Here is a 16352-nt window from a genome sequence, read left to right as displayed (position 1 = left end):
CTCCTTGGTTTCGCGGGTCAGGCGCGCTGGCTGGAGATCGACACGATCTCGCCGGTCAGGTAGGTCGTGTAGTCACTGGCGAGCATGGCGATGGTGGCGGCGATCTCCCACACCTCCGCGGCGCGGCCGTAGGCCTCGCGGGAGGCCAGCTCGTCGAGCAGCTCGTCGCTGGTGACCTTCGCCAGGAACGGGTGCCGGGCGATGGACGGGGCGACGGCGTTGATGCGGACGCCGTAGTCGGCGGCCTCGACCGCCGAGCAGCGGGTCAGGGCCATCACGCCGGCCTTGGCGGCGGCGTAGTGGGCCTGGCCGCGCTGGGCGCGCCAGCCCAGGACCGAGGCGTTGTTGACGATGACCCCGCCGTGGTCCGCCTCGCGGAAGTAGCGCAGCGCGGCCCGAGTGGCGCGGAAGCAGCTGTTCAGGGTGATGTCCAGGACACGGTCCCACTGCTCGTCGGTCATGTCGACGACGGGGGTCTCGCCGCCGAGGCCGGCGTTGTTGACCAGCACATCGACGCGGCCCAACTGCTCGGCTGCCGAGGCCAACAGCGCGTCGACCTGCTCGGTGCTGGACACGTCGCAGACGAAAGAGGTGACCTGCTGGTCGCCGAACTCGCCGGACAGCTTCTCGACGGTCTCAGCCAGGCGCCGCTCGTGGAAGTCCGAGACGAGCACGTCGGCCCCCTCGAGGAGGGCGCGGCGGGCGCTGGCGAAGCCGATGCCGGTGCCGGCCGCCGCGGTCACGACGACCTTCTTGCCGGCGAGCAGGTCGTGGCCGCCGATCTCGTCGGGCACGGCTGCGAGCGGGGACTGGGGGCGGTCGGTCATGCGCGGGCCTCTCGGGGTAGGCCGAGCACGCGCTCGGCGATGATGTTGCGCTGCACCTCGTTCGACCCGCCGTAGATCGTGTCGGCGCGGGTGAAGAGGAAGAGTCGTTGCCATTCGTCGAGCTCGACGTGCTCGGGGTCGGTGAGGTCGTTGGGCACGCCCTCGGTGGTGGTGGCCGGGCCGACGAGCGACGGGGCGCCGATGACCTGCATGGCCAGCTCGCCCAGGCGTCGGTGCCAGTTGGCCCACAGCAGCTTGGCCACCGAGGCGTCCCCCGCGGCGGTGGCGAAGCCGTGGGTGGTGCGCGACGCGGTGTTGTCGCCGAGCGCGGCGTCCAGGGTGCGGCCCGCGTGGGCGCGCATCACGGCGAGTTCGATGCGGGCCCGCTTGAGGGCACCCGCGATCTCCGGGTTGTCGGCCGCCCCATTGCGCTGGGCGATCTCGACCAGGTCGTCGAGTTCCCGCGCGAAGCCGACCTGCTGGCCGAGGGTGGACACGCCCCGCTCGAACTGCAGCAGGCCCATCGCGACGGCCCAGCCCTCGCCGGGCTTGCCGACGATGAGGTCTGCGTCGGTCTTGGCGTCGTCGAAGAAGACTTCGTTGAACTCCGAGGTGCCGGTGAGCTGCTGGATCGGTCGCACCTCGATGCCGGGCTGCTCCAGCGGCACCAACAGGAAGGACAGGCCGGCGTGACGCTGGGAGCCTGGTTCGGACCGGGCAAGTACGAACACCCACTGGGCGACGTGCGCCAGCGAGGTCCAGATCTTCTGGCCGTTGATCGTCCACTGGGCGCCGGGAGCTCCGCGAGCGGGCCCGTCCGCCGGGGCGCCGTCGAGGCGGGCGGTGGTCGCGACTCCGGCCAGGTCGGAGCCCGCGCCGGGTTCGGAGTAGCCCTGGGCCCACAGCTCGGTGACGTTGACGATGCCGGGCAGGAAGCGCTCCTGCTGCTCGGGGGTGCCGAACTCGATGAGCGTCGGGCCGAGGAGTTCTTCGCCGAGGTGGTTCACCCGGGCGGGTGCATTCGCGCGGGCATATTCCTGGTGGAAGATGATCCGCTGGTTCATCGTCGCGCCTCGACCACCGTGCTGCGACGGCCAGCCCAGGCAGGTCCAGCCGGCCTTGGCCAGGTGGCGGTCCCACGCGAGGCGGTCGGCGAAGAACTCGTGCTCGCTGCCCGGTCCGCCGCGACCGCGCAGGTGCGCGAATTCACCGGCGAGGTTCTCATCGAGCCAGGCCCGCACCGCACGGGCGAAGACCTCATCGGCGTCGGGGGTGTTCGCCGCCCATTCGCCGAGGTCGACGGCGCGGTCGGCCAGGTTGATCGACGTCATGACCCCTAGCTTAACCTACCAAGCATTTGCTAGGTTTTGGTTATGGATGCGCCCGTACAGACCACCCCGCAAGCGCTGCGACGGGCGGCGCAGAACTGGCCCGACCGACCCGCGATCGTCGACGATCAGTGGTCCGACGTCCTGGGCCTGACCGAACCGATCATCCTCACGTGGGAGCAACTGCTCGGCCAGGTCCGGGTCTTCGCGGCCGCCCTGGTCGCCTCGGGAGTCGAGCCGGGCGACCGGGTCGCCATCTGGGCGCCCAACAGCTACCACTGGCCGATCGCGGCGCTGGGCACCCATTACGCGGGCGCGGTCCTGGTTCCGCTCAACACGCGGTACACGATCAGCGAGGCCGCCGACATCATCGAGCGCTCCGACGCGCGCCTGGTGGTGACGGTCGGGGAGTTCGTCGGCACCAACCGCCTCGCCGATCTCCTCGGGAACCCGGTCGGCGAGGGTCGCACCATCGTCGGCATCGACCTGACCGGCTCCGGCGCGCCGCCCGCGCCGGCCATCGGTTGGGCGGAGTTCATGACCCGGGGCACCGACCTGTCCGCCGCCGACGCACGCGCCGACCACGTCGAGCCGACCGACCTGTCGGACATCCTGTTCACCTCCGGTACCACCGGGGCCCCGAAGGGCGTGCTGGCCGAGCACCGACACACCATCGCCGGCGCGCACGGCTGGGGGGCCAACGGCGGGCTGACCGACGCCGATCGCTATCTGCAGGCCAACCCCTACTTCCACACCTTCGGCTACAAGGCCGGAATCTTGGTGTCGATCCTGTTCGGCGCGACGATGGTGCCGCTGGCCGTGTTCTCCCCCACCGCCGCGATGCGCGCGGTCGACGAGCACAAGATCACCGTCTTCCCCGGCGCCCCGACCGTCTTCCAGACCATCCTCGATTCGCCCGAGCGCTCCGGCTACGACCTCTCCTCGCTGCGCCTCGTGGTCACCGGGGCGACTGTCGTTCCGGTGGTGCTCGTCGAACGGCTGCAGTCCGACCTGGGCGTCGAGACCGTGCTGACCGCCTACGGCCAGACCGAGACCAGCGGCTTCATCACGACCTGCACGGCCGAGGACGACGACGTCACCGTCGCGACGACGTGTGGGCGTGCCTACCCGGGGATGGAGATCAAGCTCGACAACCCCGATGACAGCGGTGCCGGGGAGGTCCTCGCCCGGGGAGCAATGGTGATGCGCGGCTACCTCGACGACCCGGCCGCCACCGCCAAGACGATCGACGACGAGGGCTGGCTGCACACCGGCGACGTCGGAACGATCGACTCCCACGGCAACCTCAAGATCACCGACCGCCTCAAGGACATGTACATCTGCGGCGGCTTCAACGTCTATCCGGCCGAGGTCGAGCAGGTGCTCTCCCGCGTCGACGGGGTCGCCGAGGTCGCAGTCATCGGGGTGCCGGACGAACGACTCGGCGAGGTGGGCCGAGCATTCGTCACGGCCAAGCCCGGCGCCGCGGTCGACGAGGATGCGGTCGTGGCATACGCCCGCGAACACCTGGCCAACTTCAAGGTGCCGCGCTCAGTCGTCGTCGTCGAGGAGTTCCCCCGCAACGCGGCCGGCAAGATCCTCAAGCGCGAGCTGTCCTAATCGGCCGACCTCAGGCGCCGCACACCCCGGCGCGGTTCGCGGCGGCCCGGCACCAGTAGACCCCCTGGAGCCCCGGGTTGAATTCGAGGACGGTGAACCCTCGCACCTTCGTCAGCCGCCCCAGCCAGTGCTTGCCCGGCGCGAGACCGAAGCCGGCGGTGTCGCCGTGGCGAAGGGTGCGCTTGACGAAGGCGACGTCGATGCGGCCCTCCGCGGGCCCCCACGTCGCCGTCCACTTCTCGACGTTGGCGGCACCCGACGCCAACGAGACGGTCGCCGATCCACCCGGTTTGAGCACGACTTGCCGCCCGTGGCCGTCCCAGGATCCGAGGAAGGCCGACGGCGGAGCCGCCGTTGCCGCCCCGGCACCCGCGATCATCACCGCGGCGGCCGCCATGGCCACCGCAGAACCGGTCTTGTGCTTCATCCCCATGGTCATGCGGACCACCCTATCCCCGACGACTCGCCCTCACAGGTAGCCGCCGTCGCGCAGACCGGCCTCGACCTCGAAGCGGTTGGGCGTGCCGGTGAGCGCGGCGCGCGACTGCTCGCGCAGGTAGGCCGCGGCAAACCCGGTCCGGCCGTAGCGGGCCCATTGCCGGGCGTGGATCTCCTCGTGGTGCAGCAGGCGGTCGAGTGACACCCCGCCCTTGTAGAGGCGGTCGCCCTGCTCGTAGACGGGGGCACCGACGGCGATAGCGGTCGTGAGCACCTCGGTCGGGTCGACGCGGCGCCCGACGTTGATCAGGAAGAGGTCGCCCCAGGTGGTGCCGCCGCGCTGGCTCCACACCCGTGCGGCCGGGTTACCGCCCGCACCCATCAGCATCCCGTTCGGCGTGGTCGCGATGGCGGCGCCATTGGCGGCGGCCCACCCCGCGATGCGGCTGTAGGTCCAGGCGTTGCCCGCCTGGCGGGCCTTGATGCGGAAGACCTCGTCGGCGGAGTACGGCGTCGCCGGGAAGTCACAGTCGGGATCGCGCCCGTATCCCGTCTCCGCGTTCCGAACGTAGGTCGCCAGTACCGCGCGGCGCATGTCACGGGCCGACGTGCCCGTCGGCACCAGGAAGTACGACTTGCCGCCGGGATCGAGGACGCGCGTCATCGACGCGAGCACATCTGGATCGGCGGCGGGCACCGGCGTCAGGCGCGGCCGTGCCGCTTCTCGTACTCGAGGTGGGCGGCCGCGTCCTTCTGGCGGACCGTCTCGTCGGCGAGGGCCTCGTCGAACCCGTGGCGGCGCAGCGTCGCGCGCCGGTAGTACTTGTCGAACACGAAGCAGAAGTACAGGGCACCCAGGATGATCGGGAGTGTCACGATGATCGCGGTGCCCCACCCGACGCTCCGGGCGGTCAGCAGGAACGGCGACATCAGCAGGACGACCGGGATCATGAACCGGGTCACGACCCGGCGCGTGGCGCCCGGCCCGGCGTTGTCCTCGCGCACCCAGTCGCGGTACTTCTCGGGCAGCGGGCGCTTGCCGTAGGTGCGTCGACCGTATGCATAGGGGATGAACTCCCAGAAGGTCGGCCGCGGACGTTCTTTGTTGCTCACACCGTCAGTCTAGAAGCCGGGCATCCGGGACCTTTGGCCCATCCCCCCGGGTGGATGACGATGCCTGGCTCATCGCGAGCCGGAGTCGTTGTCCGGCGGAGTCGGCAGATTCGCCCGCGGCACCAAGATGTAGCGGATGCGCGGCCAGTCCCAGCACAACAGGAACACCGTGCCCAGCAGCATCGCCGCGGTGATGTACCTCGTGTTGCCGAAGGGCAGCGACCAGGTGATGACGACGATGCCGACAATCACGGGAAAGTACACGAGCGCACCCAGAAGCGCGGTCCACGGGAGGACCAGCAACGCTGCGGCGGCCAGCTGGGCCACGCCGGCCAGGACATAGACGGGCGGCATGGCCTCCAAGTGATCGAAGAACCCTCCGATCGGATCGGAAGGCGGCAACTCGGTGAAGGGCGCCCGCATCACTTTCGTCGCCCCCGACGGCAGGAATGCGATGGCCAGCAGGATCCGCGTCGGCCAGACCAGGAGGTGGAACGGCACCGCACCGGTCACCCGCAGGTAGACCCTGTCCAACAGGTGCACCAACGCGAGCATGGCCCGGCTCAGTCGACGCGCGGCTTGACCAGCGGGAACAGCACGGTCTCGCGGATTCCGAGGCCGGTGAGCGCCATCAGCAGGCGGTCGATGCCCATGCCGGTGCCGGCGGTCGGCGGCATGCCGTGCTCCATCGCGGCCAGGAACTCCTCGTCGAGCACCATCGCCTCGTCGTCGCCGGCGGCCGCCAGACGGGCCTGGTCGACGAAGCGCTCGCGCTGGATGATCGGGTCGACCAGCTCGGAGTAGCCGGTGGCGAGCTCGAACCCGCGGACGTAGAGGTCCCACTTCTCGACGACGCCGGGGATGCTGCGATGCGCGCGCACCAGCGGAGAGGTCTCCACCGGGAAGTCGCGCACGAAGACCGGCTGGTCCAGCTTCGACCCGACGAGGTGCTCCCACAGTTCCTCGACGAGCTTGCCGTGGCCGTAACCCTTGTCCTTCGGGACGTCCAGGCCCACGTCGTCGGCGATCTTCAGCAGTTCGTCGACGCTGGTGCCCTGCGCGACGCCGTCGACCTCGTGCTGCGGGACGATCTCGCGGCCCAACGCCTCCGACAGCGACGGGTACATCGACAGCGACGTCCACTCGCCGGACAGGTCGTAGGTGCTGCCGTCGGGCATGGTCGGGGTGAGGGTGCCCAGGGCGCGCTGCGCGACGGTCTGCACGAGGCTGCGGATCAGCTCGGCAGCGTCGTCGTAGGTGCCGTAGGCCTGGTAGGTCTCGAGCATCGCGAACTCGGGGCTGTGCGTGGAGTCGGCGCCCTCGTTGCGGAAGTTGCGGTTGACCTCGAAGACGCGGTCGATGCCGCCGACGACGCAGCGCTTGAGGAACAGCTCCGGCGCGATCCGCAGGTAGAGGTCGATGTCGAAGGCGTTGGAGTGGGTGACGAACGGTCGTGCCGCGGCACCGCCGTGCAGCGTCTGCAGCATCGGCGTCTCGACCTCCAGGAAGCCGCGCTCGCCGAGGAAGGCGCGCAGCTCGGCCATCACCTTGATGCGGGTCCGGGCGATCTCGCGGGCCTCCGGTCGCACGATGAGGTCGACGTAGCGCTGCCGCACCCGCGTCTCCTCGTTGAGGTCCTTGTGCGCGACCGGCAGCGGACGCAGTGCCTTGGAGGCCAGCGCCCAATCGTCGGCCATCACCGAGAGCTCGCCGGTGCGCGAGGAGATGATCTGCCCGTGCACGAAGACGATGTCACCGAGGTCGACGTCGGCCTTCCACCTGGCCAGTGCCTCCTCGCCGACGCCGTTGAAACTGATCATGACCTGCAGCTGCGTGCCGTCGCCCTCCTGCAGGGTCGCGAAGCAGAGCTTGCCCTTGTTGCGCAGGAAGATGATGCGACCGGCGACGCCGGCACCGATGCCCGTTTCCTCGCCGGCCTCCAAGTGGCCGTACTCGTCGCGGATCTGGGCGAGCGTATGGGTGCGCGCCACCTCGACCGGGTACGCCTCGCGCCCGTCGGCCAGGATCTTCTCGCGCTTCTCGCGCCGGATCCGCAGCTGCTCGGGCAGGTCGTCGCCGGCATCGGCGGCGGGATTCTTGGCATCGCTCACGGGTGCCAACTGTATCGGCTAGGACACGGTCGACGAGAATCTGGGCACGCTCGACGAGATCCTGGGCACGCTCGACGAGATCCTGGGCACGCTCGGCGAGAATCTGGGCACGCTCGGCGAAAAGGCTAGCGCTCGTGCTCGGCGAACACGGCCAGCTCGGCGTCGGGCAGATCCCCGCCCAGACGGAGGCGGCGCAGCGCCTCGTGACCGCCGGCGAGGAAGACCGCGCCGGTCACCCCGCGGGCCTGCAGGTGCCAAGCGAGCCACTCGGCGTCGTCGCCGTCGTCGGAGATCAACAGCCAACGCGCGTCGACGGTCGCCGAGCGCAGCGCGTCGTCGGCGCCGGGGGTGAGTCGATCGAGCGCCTCGAGTGGGCTCAGCGCGAGAGCGCCGTGGATGGCACCACCGGCGTTGCGGCTCTCCTGGGTGCGGATGTCGACGGCGCGCAGACCGGCGTCGACGGCGGCACGGAAGTCGCGGGCGGGGACCGAGAGGCGGGCAGCGGGAGCAGCGGCCTGCGTCGGTGCGGCGGGGAGGACGGTGGTCGTGACAGCGGTGGTCATCGAAGGACCTTTCGGGGGTGATCGCTCAAGTCCTCATTCGGACGAGCGAAGCGGTTGTTCGGGAAGCGGGACTCGGGGCCGGCGCCACAGCAAGATCACTTGCTGGAGAGGCAGCTCAGCCCTGACAACACTTCCGACAACGCTTGATCACGACGACCAGTCTGCCATGCGCATCGCGGCCGCTCAACATTTCGTTCAGCCGAGCGCGAAATCCACCAGATTTCACCGTCGGTTCATGCCCGTTAACCAACGGGCGACTAAGGTGGAGGCGCATCGTGCAACGCACGGCTGTACAACCGATGTGAAGGTGGATTTTTAATGAGTGACACGCTCAACGTGGGTGACCGTCTCGGCACCGGCCAGTCGCTGACCTCGGCCAACGGGGCCTACACCCTGACCCTGCAGGACGACGGCAACCTCGTGCTGAACGACGGCGGCAACGCCATCTGGTCGACCAAGACCAACGGCAAGGGCGTCGTCCGCGCGTCCGTGCAGGAAGACGGCAACTTCGTCTTGTACGACGGTTCCGACAAGGGCGTCTGGTCGACCAAGACCTCCGGTGACGGTGCCCGCCTGGTGCTGCAGAACGACCGCAACGTCGTCCTGTACGTCGGCCAGCAGGGCAAGTGGAGCTCGAAGACCGTCGACAAGAACGCGCACGTCGAGACCGTGTCCAACGACGCCGGCGGCGAGAAGACCTACACCGTCGTCGAGGGCGACACCCTGTGGGCCATCGCCGAGCGCTTCCTGGGCGACGGCGACAAGTTCCCGCAGCTCGCCGAGCTGAACGGGATCGCCAACCCGGATCTGATCAACGTCGGGCAGGTCATCAAGCTCCCGTAAGGGCTGCTTGGGTACCCAAACCCCACAGATCGAGACAAACCCAGCACCTTCGAGGTGCTGGGTTGTCCTTTTCTGTGGGGTTTGCGCGTCGGGGCCGTCAGCGGTTCTTGCCGGACTTGACCCGCTCGTAGACGCGGCGCAGGCCGTCCAGCGTGAGGTGGGCGTGGTGGTCGGTGATCGTCTCGCACTCGCCGACCATCAGCGGGGCGAGGTAGCCGGTCGCCACCACCGTGACATCGTCGGAGTCGAAGCCGTCGACCTCGTCGCGGATACGGTCGACCAGGGCGTCGACCTGACCGGCGAAGCCGAACAGGATTCCCGACTGCAGCGCCTCGACGGTGTTCTTCCCGACCACACTGCGCGGCGGCCGCAGTTCGACCCGGCGCACGGTGACGGTGTGCTCGGACAGCGCGTCGACGGCCAGGTTCACCCCGGGCGCGATCGCCCCGCCGAGGAACTCGCCCTTGGCGGACACGGCGTCGACGACGGTGGCGGTGCCGAAGGCCACGACGATGCACGGCCCACCGCCGAAGTTGCCGTGCGCGGCGACGGCGTTGGCGACACGGTCGGTGCCGACCTCCTTGGGGTTGTCGACCAACAGCGGCACCCCGGTCCGCACGCCCGGCTCGAGCAGCACGTTGTGCTCGGAGGCGAAGTACTTGTCGACCATGACGCGCAGCTCGCGCAGCAACGACGGCACGGTCGAGAGCCCGGCGACCGCCGTCACCTGCTCCAGATCGGGACCGAGCAGGCCGCGGATCATCAGCTCCAGCTCATCGGCGGTCAGGTGCGGATCGGTGTGGATCCGCCAGTCCCGCACGAGCGTCGCGTGGTCGCCCGCGCCGGCGAACACCCCCAGGTGGATGTTGGTGTTGCCGACGTCGATCGTCAGCAGCATTTGTACCAGCGCGGTTCGCCGGCCAGCGCCAGGAGTTCGTCGGCGGACAGCTTGTCGACGTCGTACTCGGGCAACGGCTGGTGCGCGTGCGCATGGCCGTTGGCCGGCACGCGCGGATCCTTCAGGCCCGAGCCCTCGGGTACGTCGGCCGGGTCGTCGGTGAGGGTGACCTGCCGGTTGTTCTCGTCGACGAAGACGACCTTCGGCGAGTACTCCTTCAGCTCCTTCTCGTCGAGCATGGAGTAGCCGATGATGATCACCAGGTCGCCCGGCTTCACCAGATGTGCGGCAGCGCCGTTGATGCTGATGATGCCCGAGCCGCGCTCACCGGCGATCGTGTACGTCTCCAGGCGGTTGCCGTTGTCGATGTCGACGATCGCGACCTGCTCGCCCTCGAGCAGCCCGGCGGCCTCGAGCAGGTCCTCGTCGACGGTGACCGAGCCGACGTAGTGCAGGTCGGCCTGCGTCACCGTGGCGCGGTGGATCTTCGACGTCATCATGGTGCGGAACATGGTGTTATCCCTTTTCTTCCAGTCCCGGCCCCGCGGGGTCCGGGCCGTCTGTGTCGGCTGTCTGATGGTTGTCTGCGGGCTCGCCGATCACGACGCCGACGTTGTCGAGCAGTCGCGTGCTGCCCAGCTTGGCCGCGACCAGCAGGCGACCGTCGCCCTCGTCGGGCGCCTCCGCCAGGTTGCGGTCGCGCAGTTCGAGGTAGTCGACGGCGATGTCGGGCTGCGTGTCGAGCACGGCGCGCGCCGCGGCGAGAATGGCCTCGCCGCCACCGGGACCGGCGTGCCGCCCGGCGACCAACGCGGCCGACAAGGTCGTGGCCAGCTCGCGCTCGTCGGGGCTCAGGTAGACGTTGCGCGAACTCATCGCCAAGCCGTCGGCCTCGCGGACGATCGGCACGCCGCGGATCTCGACGTCCATGTCGAGGTCGGCGACCATCTGGTTGATCAGGACCAACTGCTGGTAGTCCTTCTCGCCGAAGTAGGCGACGTGCGGGGCCGCGATGTTCAGCAGCTTGTTCACGACGGTCAACATCCCGGAGAAGTGCGTGGGGCGCGAGGCTGCCTCGAGCCCGACGCCCGCGGGTCCGGGGTTGATCGTGGTCCGCGGACCGTTCGGGTACATGACGCTGACGGTCGGGGCGAAGACGAGCTCGACGCCGAGGGTGCGCAGTTTGGCGCAGTCCTCGTCGAAGGTGCGCGGGTAGGCGTCGAGGTCCTCGCCCGCGGCGAACTGCAGCGGGTTGACGAAGATCGACACGATCACGACGACGTTGCCGGCCGCCTGCGCGGTACGGACCAGCTGCAGGTGGCCGTCGTGCAGGGCACCCATCGTCGGCACGAGGGCGACGCGCTTGCCGGTGGCGCGCAGTGCCTTGCTGACCCGGTTCATGGTCGCCGGGTCGCGGTGGACGGTGAGCTCGCCGGGGACGAAGGCCCGCTCGGTGGTCGGCGCGGTCATGACGCCTCCTCCAGCACCCGGTCCAGCGCCTCCGAGGGTGCGGCGTAGACCGCGGCGCGGCGGGCCTGCGCCAGGTACGAGTCGACGATCGTCGCATCGGCGGCGGGCGCGGTCCGCGTCCAGTCGCGCAGGGCGCCCAGATGGGCGGCCACCGCGTCGGCGTCCCCGCGCGCGACCGGTCCGGTCAACGCCGACGGCCCCTGTTCCAGGACGTTGGTGAGCGCCGCGGTCACCAACGGCGCCAACATCTCCGGCGCCGAGCGCAGCGGAGCGCCGGTGCCGTCGACATCGGCCCGGTCGATGACCGACCGCAGCACGGTCACCGCATCGCTGATCAACGCGACGAGGTGGTTGGCGCCATGGGCCAGCGCCGCGTGGTACAGGGTGCGGTCCGCCTCGGCGATGCGGACCGGCTGACCGCCGATCTCGTAGACCAGCGACGCACCGACGGTGTCGCCGACCTCGTCGGTGGCGGTGACGGCAAAGCAGGCGGACTGCAGGCGCTCGGTGTCCTCGGGCCCGCCGACGAAGGTCATCGCCGGGTGGATGGCCAATCCGAGGGCGCCCCGCTCGGTCAGCGGCGCGAGGATGGCGGCTCCGTGGGCCCCGGCGACGTGGGCGACGATCGTGCCCGGGCGCACGGCACCGCTTGCGGCCAGTTCGGCGATCACGGCGGGGAGGGCGTCGTCGGGAACGGCGAGGATCAGCAGCTCACTGCGGGCGGCGACGTCGGCGGGGTCGTCGAAAACCTCCGAATCCGGGAGGCGCTGCGCCGCACGTTCACGCGACTCGTCGGATCGGGCGAGGACGGCGCCGACGACGTGGCCGACGGATTCGAGCGCTTGGGCCAGCGCGGTGCCGACGCGACCGGCAGAGATGAGCCCCACGGCAAGGCGGGCGGGCGCCGACGGGTCGGCAACACCCAGCATCGGTGAATCGGTCACCGTGGATCCTCCAGAGTCGTTCCAGTCCCACCATCGGCGGGTACCAGACGTTTACGACCCCAGAATACTGCGCTTGGGCGAATCGTGACTATGCGGTGTGACCGGCCTCACCCGGGCGTCTCACCGCGGGTGATCAGCCGTCTTCGCGGCGGAGCTGATCGAGGAGCTCGGCGGCCGAGATCCCCGTGTCGCGCTTACCGTGACCGTCGCCGCGGCGACGCCCGCCCGACCGCGGTTCCGGGCGCTGGGGGGCGTCGAAGTCGCCGAGGACGTCGCTCTGCCGCGACGGGGTCACCCACGACTCGGTCGGCGAGTCATCGGAATCGTCGGTCCCGCGCGGGTTCGTCGTCACGCTGTAGTCGCCGGCCGAGTACCCCTGCGCGTCGTCCCACTGTGCGGTGTACGACGGCGGCTGCTCGCGGGCGTCCTCGACGACGGGGATGATCTCGGTCCAATCGGCCTGGCCGCCCTCGGGCGGCGGGACGTGTCGCCCCTCGCCGGCCGGCGGCGCCGTCGACGCGAAGTCGGTGGCTGCCAGGACGCTGTCGTCGGGCTCGTAGGTGGGCATCGACGACGCCAGCTCGCGCAGCCGCTCATTCGGCAGCGCGACGCGCTCCTCCGGCAGCGGGTGTCCCATCATCGATTCGAGACTCGCGCGCAGCGAGGCGATCTGGGCCTGCAGTTCCTGCAGCTCGTGGTTCGCCTCGGCGGCGACCTCGCTGCGGATCTGCGCCTCGATGTCCATCTCGTACTGGCGGCGCGCGGCGATCTCCCGCTCCAGCTGCAGTTCGTAGACCAGACGCATGTCGCGGCTGCGCGCCTCGGCCACCTCTGCCTGACGGCGGAAGCGGGTGATGCCGATGGCACCCAGGACCGCTGCCCACAGGGCGGCGATGACGGCGATCGAGGCGGGGACCGAGAGCTGCTTGCTCCAGATCATGAGGCAGCTGGCGATCAGCGCCAACACGATGAGCAGACCCAGCAGCCATTGGCCCGCCGCGCGCGTCGAAGCCGCGCGCCGGTCGGCCGAACGACTCCCATTGGTCGCCATAATCGTGAACTTACCTGTCTGTGATCGGGAAAGGGCTCAAGCTCCACCGGAGAGTCACTATTGCCCTCCGCGCCCCGAAACCGCTCACGCGGCGTCGGGATTGGCGACCTGTCCGTCCTCGGTCGGGTCGTCGGGGGTCCGACAGCACTGCTCGAGCCACAACGCGGCGGCGACCAGCGCGATGCCCCCCAAAGCTCCGATGATGGTACCCGCCTTGCTGGCGTTGGCACTCGCGACGTCGTCGAGGCGGAACAGGTAGACGGTGATCGCACCCCACCCGCCGGCGGCCACCGCACCCAGCAACGCCGACGCCTTGGCCAGGGCGACCAGGCGCGCGACGATCACCGGGTGGAGTTGTTGAGGCGCCTGTCCGACCTCGTTGTCGGCGACCCGTCGGCGCACGACGAGGGCCGCGCTCCCCTCGAGAGCGGCCAGGACGAGCAGCACTGCGCTGGTGTACCAGCGGATGATCGGGAAGTCGCCGAAGTTGTAGGCGATGAAGACCCAGCCCAGGACCGCGGCACCGGCGGCGACCAGCACCAGGTCGCGCACCTTGGTGGGGCCCAGATGCCCCTCGGACTGGTCCGGCGGCGGCGGCGCGGCGGTCATCGCCCACCCCCGACGGGCAGGTCGACGCCCAGCGGTGTGATGGCGTCGCGCTCGGCGGGGTCGAGCTCGGCGACGAGGTCGGCCACCCGGATCGACGACCCGTCGGGCCGGTCCAGCACGGCGTCGGCGTCGGCGGCCAGCCACGGGATCAGCACGAATCCGCGCTCGTGCGCGCGCGGATGCGGCAGGGTCAGCTCGTCGGTGCCGCTGAACTCGGGCGCACCCGTGTCGTCGCGCACCGCCACGACGTCCACGTCGAGGGTGCGCGGCCCCCAGCGGACCTCGCGACGACGATCGGCCGCCTGCTCCAACTCGGCGCCGCGGCGCAGCCACGACAGTCCGTCGCGCTCCCCTTCGACGATCATCGTCACGTTGTAGAAGTCGTCCTGCTCGACGCCGCCCCACGGCGGGGTGACGTACACCGGTGAGACCGCCCGCACCAGGTCGCCGGAGGCGGTGAAGCCGTCGACGACGCCGGCCAGGTGGGCCAGTCGGTTGCCCATGTTCGAGCCGACCGAGAGCACGGCGGTGGACCGTCGCGTCATCCATGCCCCCGGGCGAGCATCGTCTTGCGGGAACGGCGCGTCACGACCGCCACGTCCTCGAAGGTGAGCGGGATCGGTGCCGATGGTTTGTGCACGGTGACCTCGACGGCGTGCAGCCGGTCGTCGGCCATCACGGCCTCGGCGATGTCGGAGCCGACCTTCTCGATCAGGTTGCACGGTTCGCCGGCGACGATGTCGTGCACCAACTGGGCGAGTTCGCCGTAGTCGAGGGTGTCGCCGAGGTCGTCGGAGTCGGCGGCGATCGACAGGTCGAGCCACACCGAGACGTCGATGATGAAGTCCTGACCGTCGCGCCGCTCGTGGTCGAACACCCCGTGGTTCCCGCGCACCCTCAGTCCGCGCAACTCGATCCGATCAGCCATCTGCTTCCCCCGCTCCGGTCCATGCCTGGGCCACCGCAATCGCATCACGGCTGGCCGCCGGGTCGTGCACCCGTACTCCCCACACGCCTGCCGCGGCCGCCAATGCCGAGATGGCGGCGGTGGCGATCTCGCGGCCGGCGGGCGGTCGCTCGGCCCCGTCGGCCGCCAACAGCGTCCCGAGGAACCGCTTGCGCGAGGCGCCGACCAGGACCGGGAACCCGAGTCCGAGCAGCGTCGGCAGGCCGCGCAGCAGCTCCCAGTTGTGTTCGGCGCTCTTGGCGAAGCCCAGCCCGGGGTCGAGGATCAACCGGTCAGGGTCGACCCCCGCGGCCACCGCCGCGTCGACCTGCGCCAACAGTTCGCCGCTGACCTCGCCGACGACGTCGCGGTAGGCGCCCGTCTGACCGGGGCGGTGGGTGAAGTCCTCCGGGCCGTAGGGACCGTCGCGACCGGCCCGATCGGTCAGCGGCCGCCAGTGCATCAGAATCCAGGGCAGCCCCGACGCGGCCACGACCTTGGCCATCTGCGGGTCGGCGCGGCCGCCGGAGACGTCGTTGACGTAGGCCGCGCCGGCCTCGATGGCGGCGGCGGCAACACCCGAGCGCATCGTGTCCACCGAGACCGTCACGCCCTCGCGGGCGAGTTCCCGGATCACCGGGACGACCCGGTCGGCCTCGACGTCCTCCTCGACCCGGTGGGCGCCGGGACGGGTCGACTCGCCACCGATGTCGACGATGTCGGCGCCGTCGGCGACCAGCCCGCGGGCATGGGCCAGGGCCGCATCGACGTCGAGGTACTTCCCGCCGTCGGAGAACGAATCCGCGGTCACGTTCACCACGCCGAGGATCTTCACCGTCAGTTGACGATCAGCTGCAAGGCCTCGCTGCGCGAAACCGCGTTGGACTTGAAGATGCCGCGCACCGCCGACGTCGTGGTCCGCGACCCCGGCTTGCGGATGCCGCGCATCGCCATGCACAGGTGCTCGGCCTCGATCACGACGATCACGCCGCGCGGGTCGAGCTTGTTCATCACCGCGTCGGCGATCTGGCTGGTGAGCCGCTCCTGGACCTGCGGGCGCTTGGCGTACAGGTCGACCACACGTGCCAGCTTCGACAGTCCGGTCACGCGCCCCGACGCACCGGGGATGTAGCCGACGTGGGCGACGCCGTGGAAGGCAACGAGGTGGTGCTCGCAGGTGGAGTACAGCGGGATGTCCTTGACCAGCACGAGTTCCTGGTGGTTCTCGTCGAAGGTGGTCTCGAGGACTTCGTCGGGGTCGGTGTAGAGCCCGGCGAACACCTCGTGGAAGGCGTTGGCCACGCGCGTGGGCGTGCGGCGCAGTCCTTCGCGGTCGGGGTCCTCGCCGACGGCGATCAGCAACTCGCGCACGGCCGCCTCGGCGCGCGCCTGGTCGAATCGACCGTTCTCGGTCGACGTTTCGTCAGCGCTCATCGCCGCCCGCCTCCGGGTTCGCCTGCTCGGCCGGGACGTGCCCGTTGGGCTCGGGTGCGGCCTGCGGCTGACCGGGTTGCGGCGGCGCCGGGGGCCAACCGGGCGCCGACCAGCCCGCCGGGGCGCCGTAGTCGACGCCGGAGGCGGTCGGCTGGGC

General features: G+C 70.2%; 19 protein-coding genes and 1 pseudogene. 2 read left to right on the top strand and 18 right to left on the bottom strand.

The window, feature by feature from the left end; translation table 11 throughout:
• Window positions 1-17: 17 nt before the first annotated feature.
• Window positions 18-827 (bottom strand): SDR family oxidoreductase, encoded by an 810-nt coding sequence (locus QM634_RS05660; protein WP_415041794.1) that lies wholly within the window; start codon window positions 825-827, stop codon window positions 18-20.
• A complete protein-coding gene (locus tag QM634_RS05655; RefSeq protein ID WP_415041793.1) occupies window positions 824-2158 on the bottom strand; it encodes an acyl-CoA dehydrogenase family protein in 1335 nt (444 codons plus the stop codon). The genes QM634_RS05660 and QM634_RS05655 overlap by 4 nt, the downstream gene beginning before the upstream one ends.
• A gap of 42 nt (window positions 2159-2200) precedes the next feature.
• Here QM634_RS05655 and QM634_RS05650 point away from each other — a divergent pair, with 42 nt between their 5' ends.
• Window positions 2201-3775 (top strand): FadD3 family acyl-CoA ligase, encoded by a 1575-nt coding sequence (locus tag QM634_RS05650; RefSeq protein ID WP_415041792.1) that lies wholly within the window; start codon window positions 2201-2203, stop codon window positions 3773-3775.
• 10 nt (window positions 3776-3785) lie between these two features.
• Here the strand turns inward: QM634_RS05650 and QM634_RS05645 are convergent, their stop codons facing one another.
• The 6 genes from QM634_RS05645 to QM634_RS05620 all read right to left on the bottom strand — a co-directional run bounded on the left by QM634_RS05645 (window position 3786) and on the right by QM634_RS05620 (window position 8000).
• On the bottom strand, window positions 3786-4214 hold the full coding sequence (locus QM634_RS05645; protein ID WP_415041791.1) for a hypothetical protein: 429 nt from the start codon (window positions 4212-4214) through the stop codon (window positions 3786-3788).
• Between the two features lie 30 nt (window positions 4215-4244).
• Window positions 4245-4877, bottom strand: coding sequence for a hypothetical protein (locus QM634_RS05640; protein WP_415041790.1), 633 nt, complete (start codon window positions 4875-4877; stop codon window positions 4245-4247).
• 38 nt (window positions 4878-4915) lie between these two features.
• Window positions 4916-5326, bottom strand: a complete 411-nt coding sequence (locus tag QM634_RS05635; protein WP_415041789.1) for a DUF5313 family protein — start codon at window positions 5324-5326, stop codon at window positions 4916-4918.
• A gap of 69 nt (window positions 5327-5395) precedes the next feature.
• Window positions 5396-5881 (bottom strand): DoxX family membrane protein, encoded by a 486-nt coding sequence (locus tag QM634_RS05630; RefSeq protein ID WP_415041788.1) that lies wholly within the window; start codon window positions 5879-5881, stop codon window positions 5396-5398.
• A gap of 8 nt (window positions 5882-5889) precedes the next feature.
• A complete protein-coding gene (gene lysS, locus QM634_RS05625; RefSeq protein ID WP_415041787.1) occupies window positions 5890-7437 on the bottom strand; it encodes a lysine--tRNA ligase in 1548 nt (515 codons plus the stop codon).
• A gap of 125 nt (window positions 7438-7562) precedes the next feature.
• Window positions 7563-8000: a rhodanese-like domain-containing protein gene (locus QM634_RS05620; protein WP_415041786.1), complete on the bottom strand. Its 438-nt coding sequence runs from the start codon at window positions 7998-8000 to the stop codon at window positions 7563-7565.
• Between the two features lie 318 nt (window positions 8001-8318).
• On the opposite strand from QM634_RS05620, the gene QM634_RS05615 reads away from it, so the two are divergent.
• The gene (locus QM634_RS05615) at window positions 8319-8843 is read left to right on the top strand and encodes a LysM peptidoglycan-binding domain-containing protein (protein WP_415041785.1); all 525 of its coding nucleotides are present in this window, start codon (window positions 8319-8321) and stop codon (window positions 8841-8843) included.
• Between the two features lie 97 nt (window positions 8844-8940).
• Here the strand turns inward: QM634_RS05615 and QM634_RS05610 are convergent, their stop codons facing one another.
• From QM634_RS05610 to folE, 10 genes and pseudogenes are all read right to left on the bottom strand, one after another.
• A complete protein-coding gene (locus QM634_RS05610) occupies window positions 8941-9741 on the bottom strand; it encodes a type III pantothenate kinase (RefSeq protein WP_415041784.1) in 801 nt (266 codons plus the stop codon).
• Between the two features lie 110 nt (window positions 9742-9851).
• A pseudogene (panD, locus tag QM634_RS05605) lies at window positions 9852-10253 on the bottom strand (aspartate 1-decarboxylase); the annotation flags it as partial.
• A 4-nt stretch (window positions 10254-10257) separates the two neighbouring features.
• Window positions 10258-11211 carry a pantoate--beta-alanine ligase gene (gene panC / locus QM634_RS05600; protein WP_415041783.1) on the bottom strand — a complete coding sequence of 318 codons (954 nt, stop codon included), beginning with the start codon at window positions 11209-11211 and terminating at the stop codon, window positions 10258-10260.
• Window positions 11208-12155, bottom strand: coding sequence for a Rossmann-like and DUF2520 domain-containing protein (locus tag QM634_RS05595; protein ID WP_415041782.1), 948 nt, complete (start codon window positions 12153-12155; stop codon window positions 11208-11210). The genes panC and QM634_RS05595 overlap by 4 nt, the downstream gene beginning before the upstream one ends.
• 133 nt (window positions 12156-12288) lie before the next feature.
• Window positions 12289-13206, bottom strand: coding sequence for a DUF6779 domain-containing protein (locus tag QM634_RS05590; protein ID WP_415041781.1), 918 nt, complete (start codon window positions 13204-13206; stop codon window positions 12289-12291).
• An 84-nt stretch (window positions 13207-13290) separates the two neighbouring features.
• Window positions 13291-13815: a DUF3180 domain-containing protein gene (locus QM634_RS05585; RefSeq protein WP_415041780.1), complete on the bottom strand. Its 525-nt coding sequence runs from the start codon at window positions 13813-13815 to the stop codon at window positions 13291-13293.
• A complete protein-coding gene (gene folK / locus QM634_RS05580) occupies window positions 13812-14360 on the bottom strand; it encodes a 2-amino-4-hydroxy-6-hydroxymethyldihydropteridine diphosphokinase (protein WP_415041779.1) in 549 nt (182 codons plus the stop codon). Before folK ends, QM634_RS05585 begins: the two co-directional genes overlap by 4 nt.
• Window positions 14357-14743, bottom strand: coding sequence for a dihydroneopterin aldolase (gene folB, locus QM634_RS05575; protein WP_415041778.1), 387 nt, complete (start codon window positions 14741-14743; stop codon window positions 14357-14359). Before folB ends, folK begins: the two co-directional genes overlap by 4 nt.
• Window positions 14736-15590, bottom strand: coding sequence for a dihydropteroate synthase (folP, locus tag QM634_RS05570; RefSeq protein ID WP_415041823.1), 855 nt, complete (start codon window positions 15588-15590; stop codon window positions 14736-14738). Before folP ends, folB begins: the two co-directional genes overlap by 8 nt.
• Window positions 15591-15598: 8 nt before the next feature.
• Complete coding sequence (gene folE / locus QM634_RS05565; RefSeq protein WP_415041777.1) at window positions 15599-16195, bottom strand: GTP cyclohydrolase I FolE; 597 nt, start codon at window positions 16193-16195, stop codon at window positions 15599-15601.
• Window positions 16196-16352 lie beyond the last annotated feature (157 nt).

Origin of the sequence: Gordonia sp. (in: high G+C Gram-positive bacteria) (assembly GCF_047606305.1) — a bacterium.
In the GTDB taxonomy this organism is placed as follows: domain Bacteria; phylum Actinomycetota; class Actinomycetes; order Mycobacteriales; family Mycobacteriaceae; genus Gordonia.
The sequence above is the reverse complement of the archived record's forward strand: the minus strand, read 5'-3'. Positions and strand labels throughout refer to the sequence as shown.

Bases quoted from the DNA above. Each gene is read 5' to 3' on its own strand.
- QM634_RS05660 (WP_415041794.1), bottom strand. From the start codon at position 827: ATGACCGACCGCCCCCAGTCCCCGCTCGCAGCCGTGCCCGACGAGATC.
- QM634_RS05655 (WP_415041793.1), bottom strand. From the start codon at position 2,158: ATGACGTCGATCAACCTGGCCGACCGCGCCGTCGACCTCGGCGAATGG.
- QM634_RS05650 (WP_415041792.1), top strand. From the start codon at position 2,201: ATGGATGCGCCCGTACAGACCACCCCGCAAGCGCTGCGACGGGCGGCG.
- QM634_RS05645 (WP_415041791.1), bottom strand. From the start codon at position 4,214: ATGACCATGGGGATGAAGCACAAGACCGGTTCTGCGGTGGCCATGGCG.
- QM634_RS05640 (WP_415041790.1), bottom strand. From the start codon at position 4,877: ATGACGCGCGTCCTCGATCCCGGCGGCAAGTCGTACTTCCTGGTGCCG.
- QM634_RS05630 (WP_415041788.1), bottom strand. From the start codon at position 5,881: ATGCTCGCGTTGGTGCACCTGTTGGACAGGGTCTACCTGCGGGTGACC.
- QM634_RS05620 (WP_415041786.1), bottom strand. From the start codon at position 8,000: ATGACCACCGCTGTCACGACCACCGTCCTCCCCGCCGCACCGACGCAG.
- QM634_RS05615 (WP_415041785.1), top strand. From the start codon at position 8,319: ATGAGTGACACGCTCAACGTGGGTGACCGTCTCGGCACCGGCCAGTCG.
- QM634_RS05610 (WP_415041784.1), bottom strand. From the start codon at position 9,741: ATGCTGCTGACGATCGACGTCGGCAACACCAACATCCACCTGGGGGTG.
- panC (WP_415041783.1), bottom strand. From the start codon at position 11,211: ATGACCGCGCCGACCACCGAGCGGGCCTTCGTCCCCGGCGAGCTCACC.
- QM634_RS05590 (WP_415041781.1), bottom strand. From the start codon at position 13,206: ATGGCGACCAATGGGAGTCGTTCGGCCGACCGGCGCGCGGCTTCGACG.
- QM634_RS05585 (WP_415041780.1), bottom strand. From the start codon at position 13,815: ATGACCGCCGCGCCGCCGCCGCCGGACCAGTCCGAGGGGCATCTGGGC.
- folK (WP_415041779.1), bottom strand. From the start codon at position 14,360: ATGACGCGACGGTCCACCGCCGTGCTCTCGGTCGGCTCGAACATGGGC.
- folB (WP_415041778.1), bottom strand. From the start codon at position 14,743: ATGGCTGATCGGATCGAGTTGCGCGGACTGAGGGTGCGCGGGAACCAC.
- folE (WP_415041777.1), bottom strand. From the start codon at position 16,195: ATGAGCGCTGACGAAACGTCGACCGAGAACGGTCGATTCGACCAGGCG.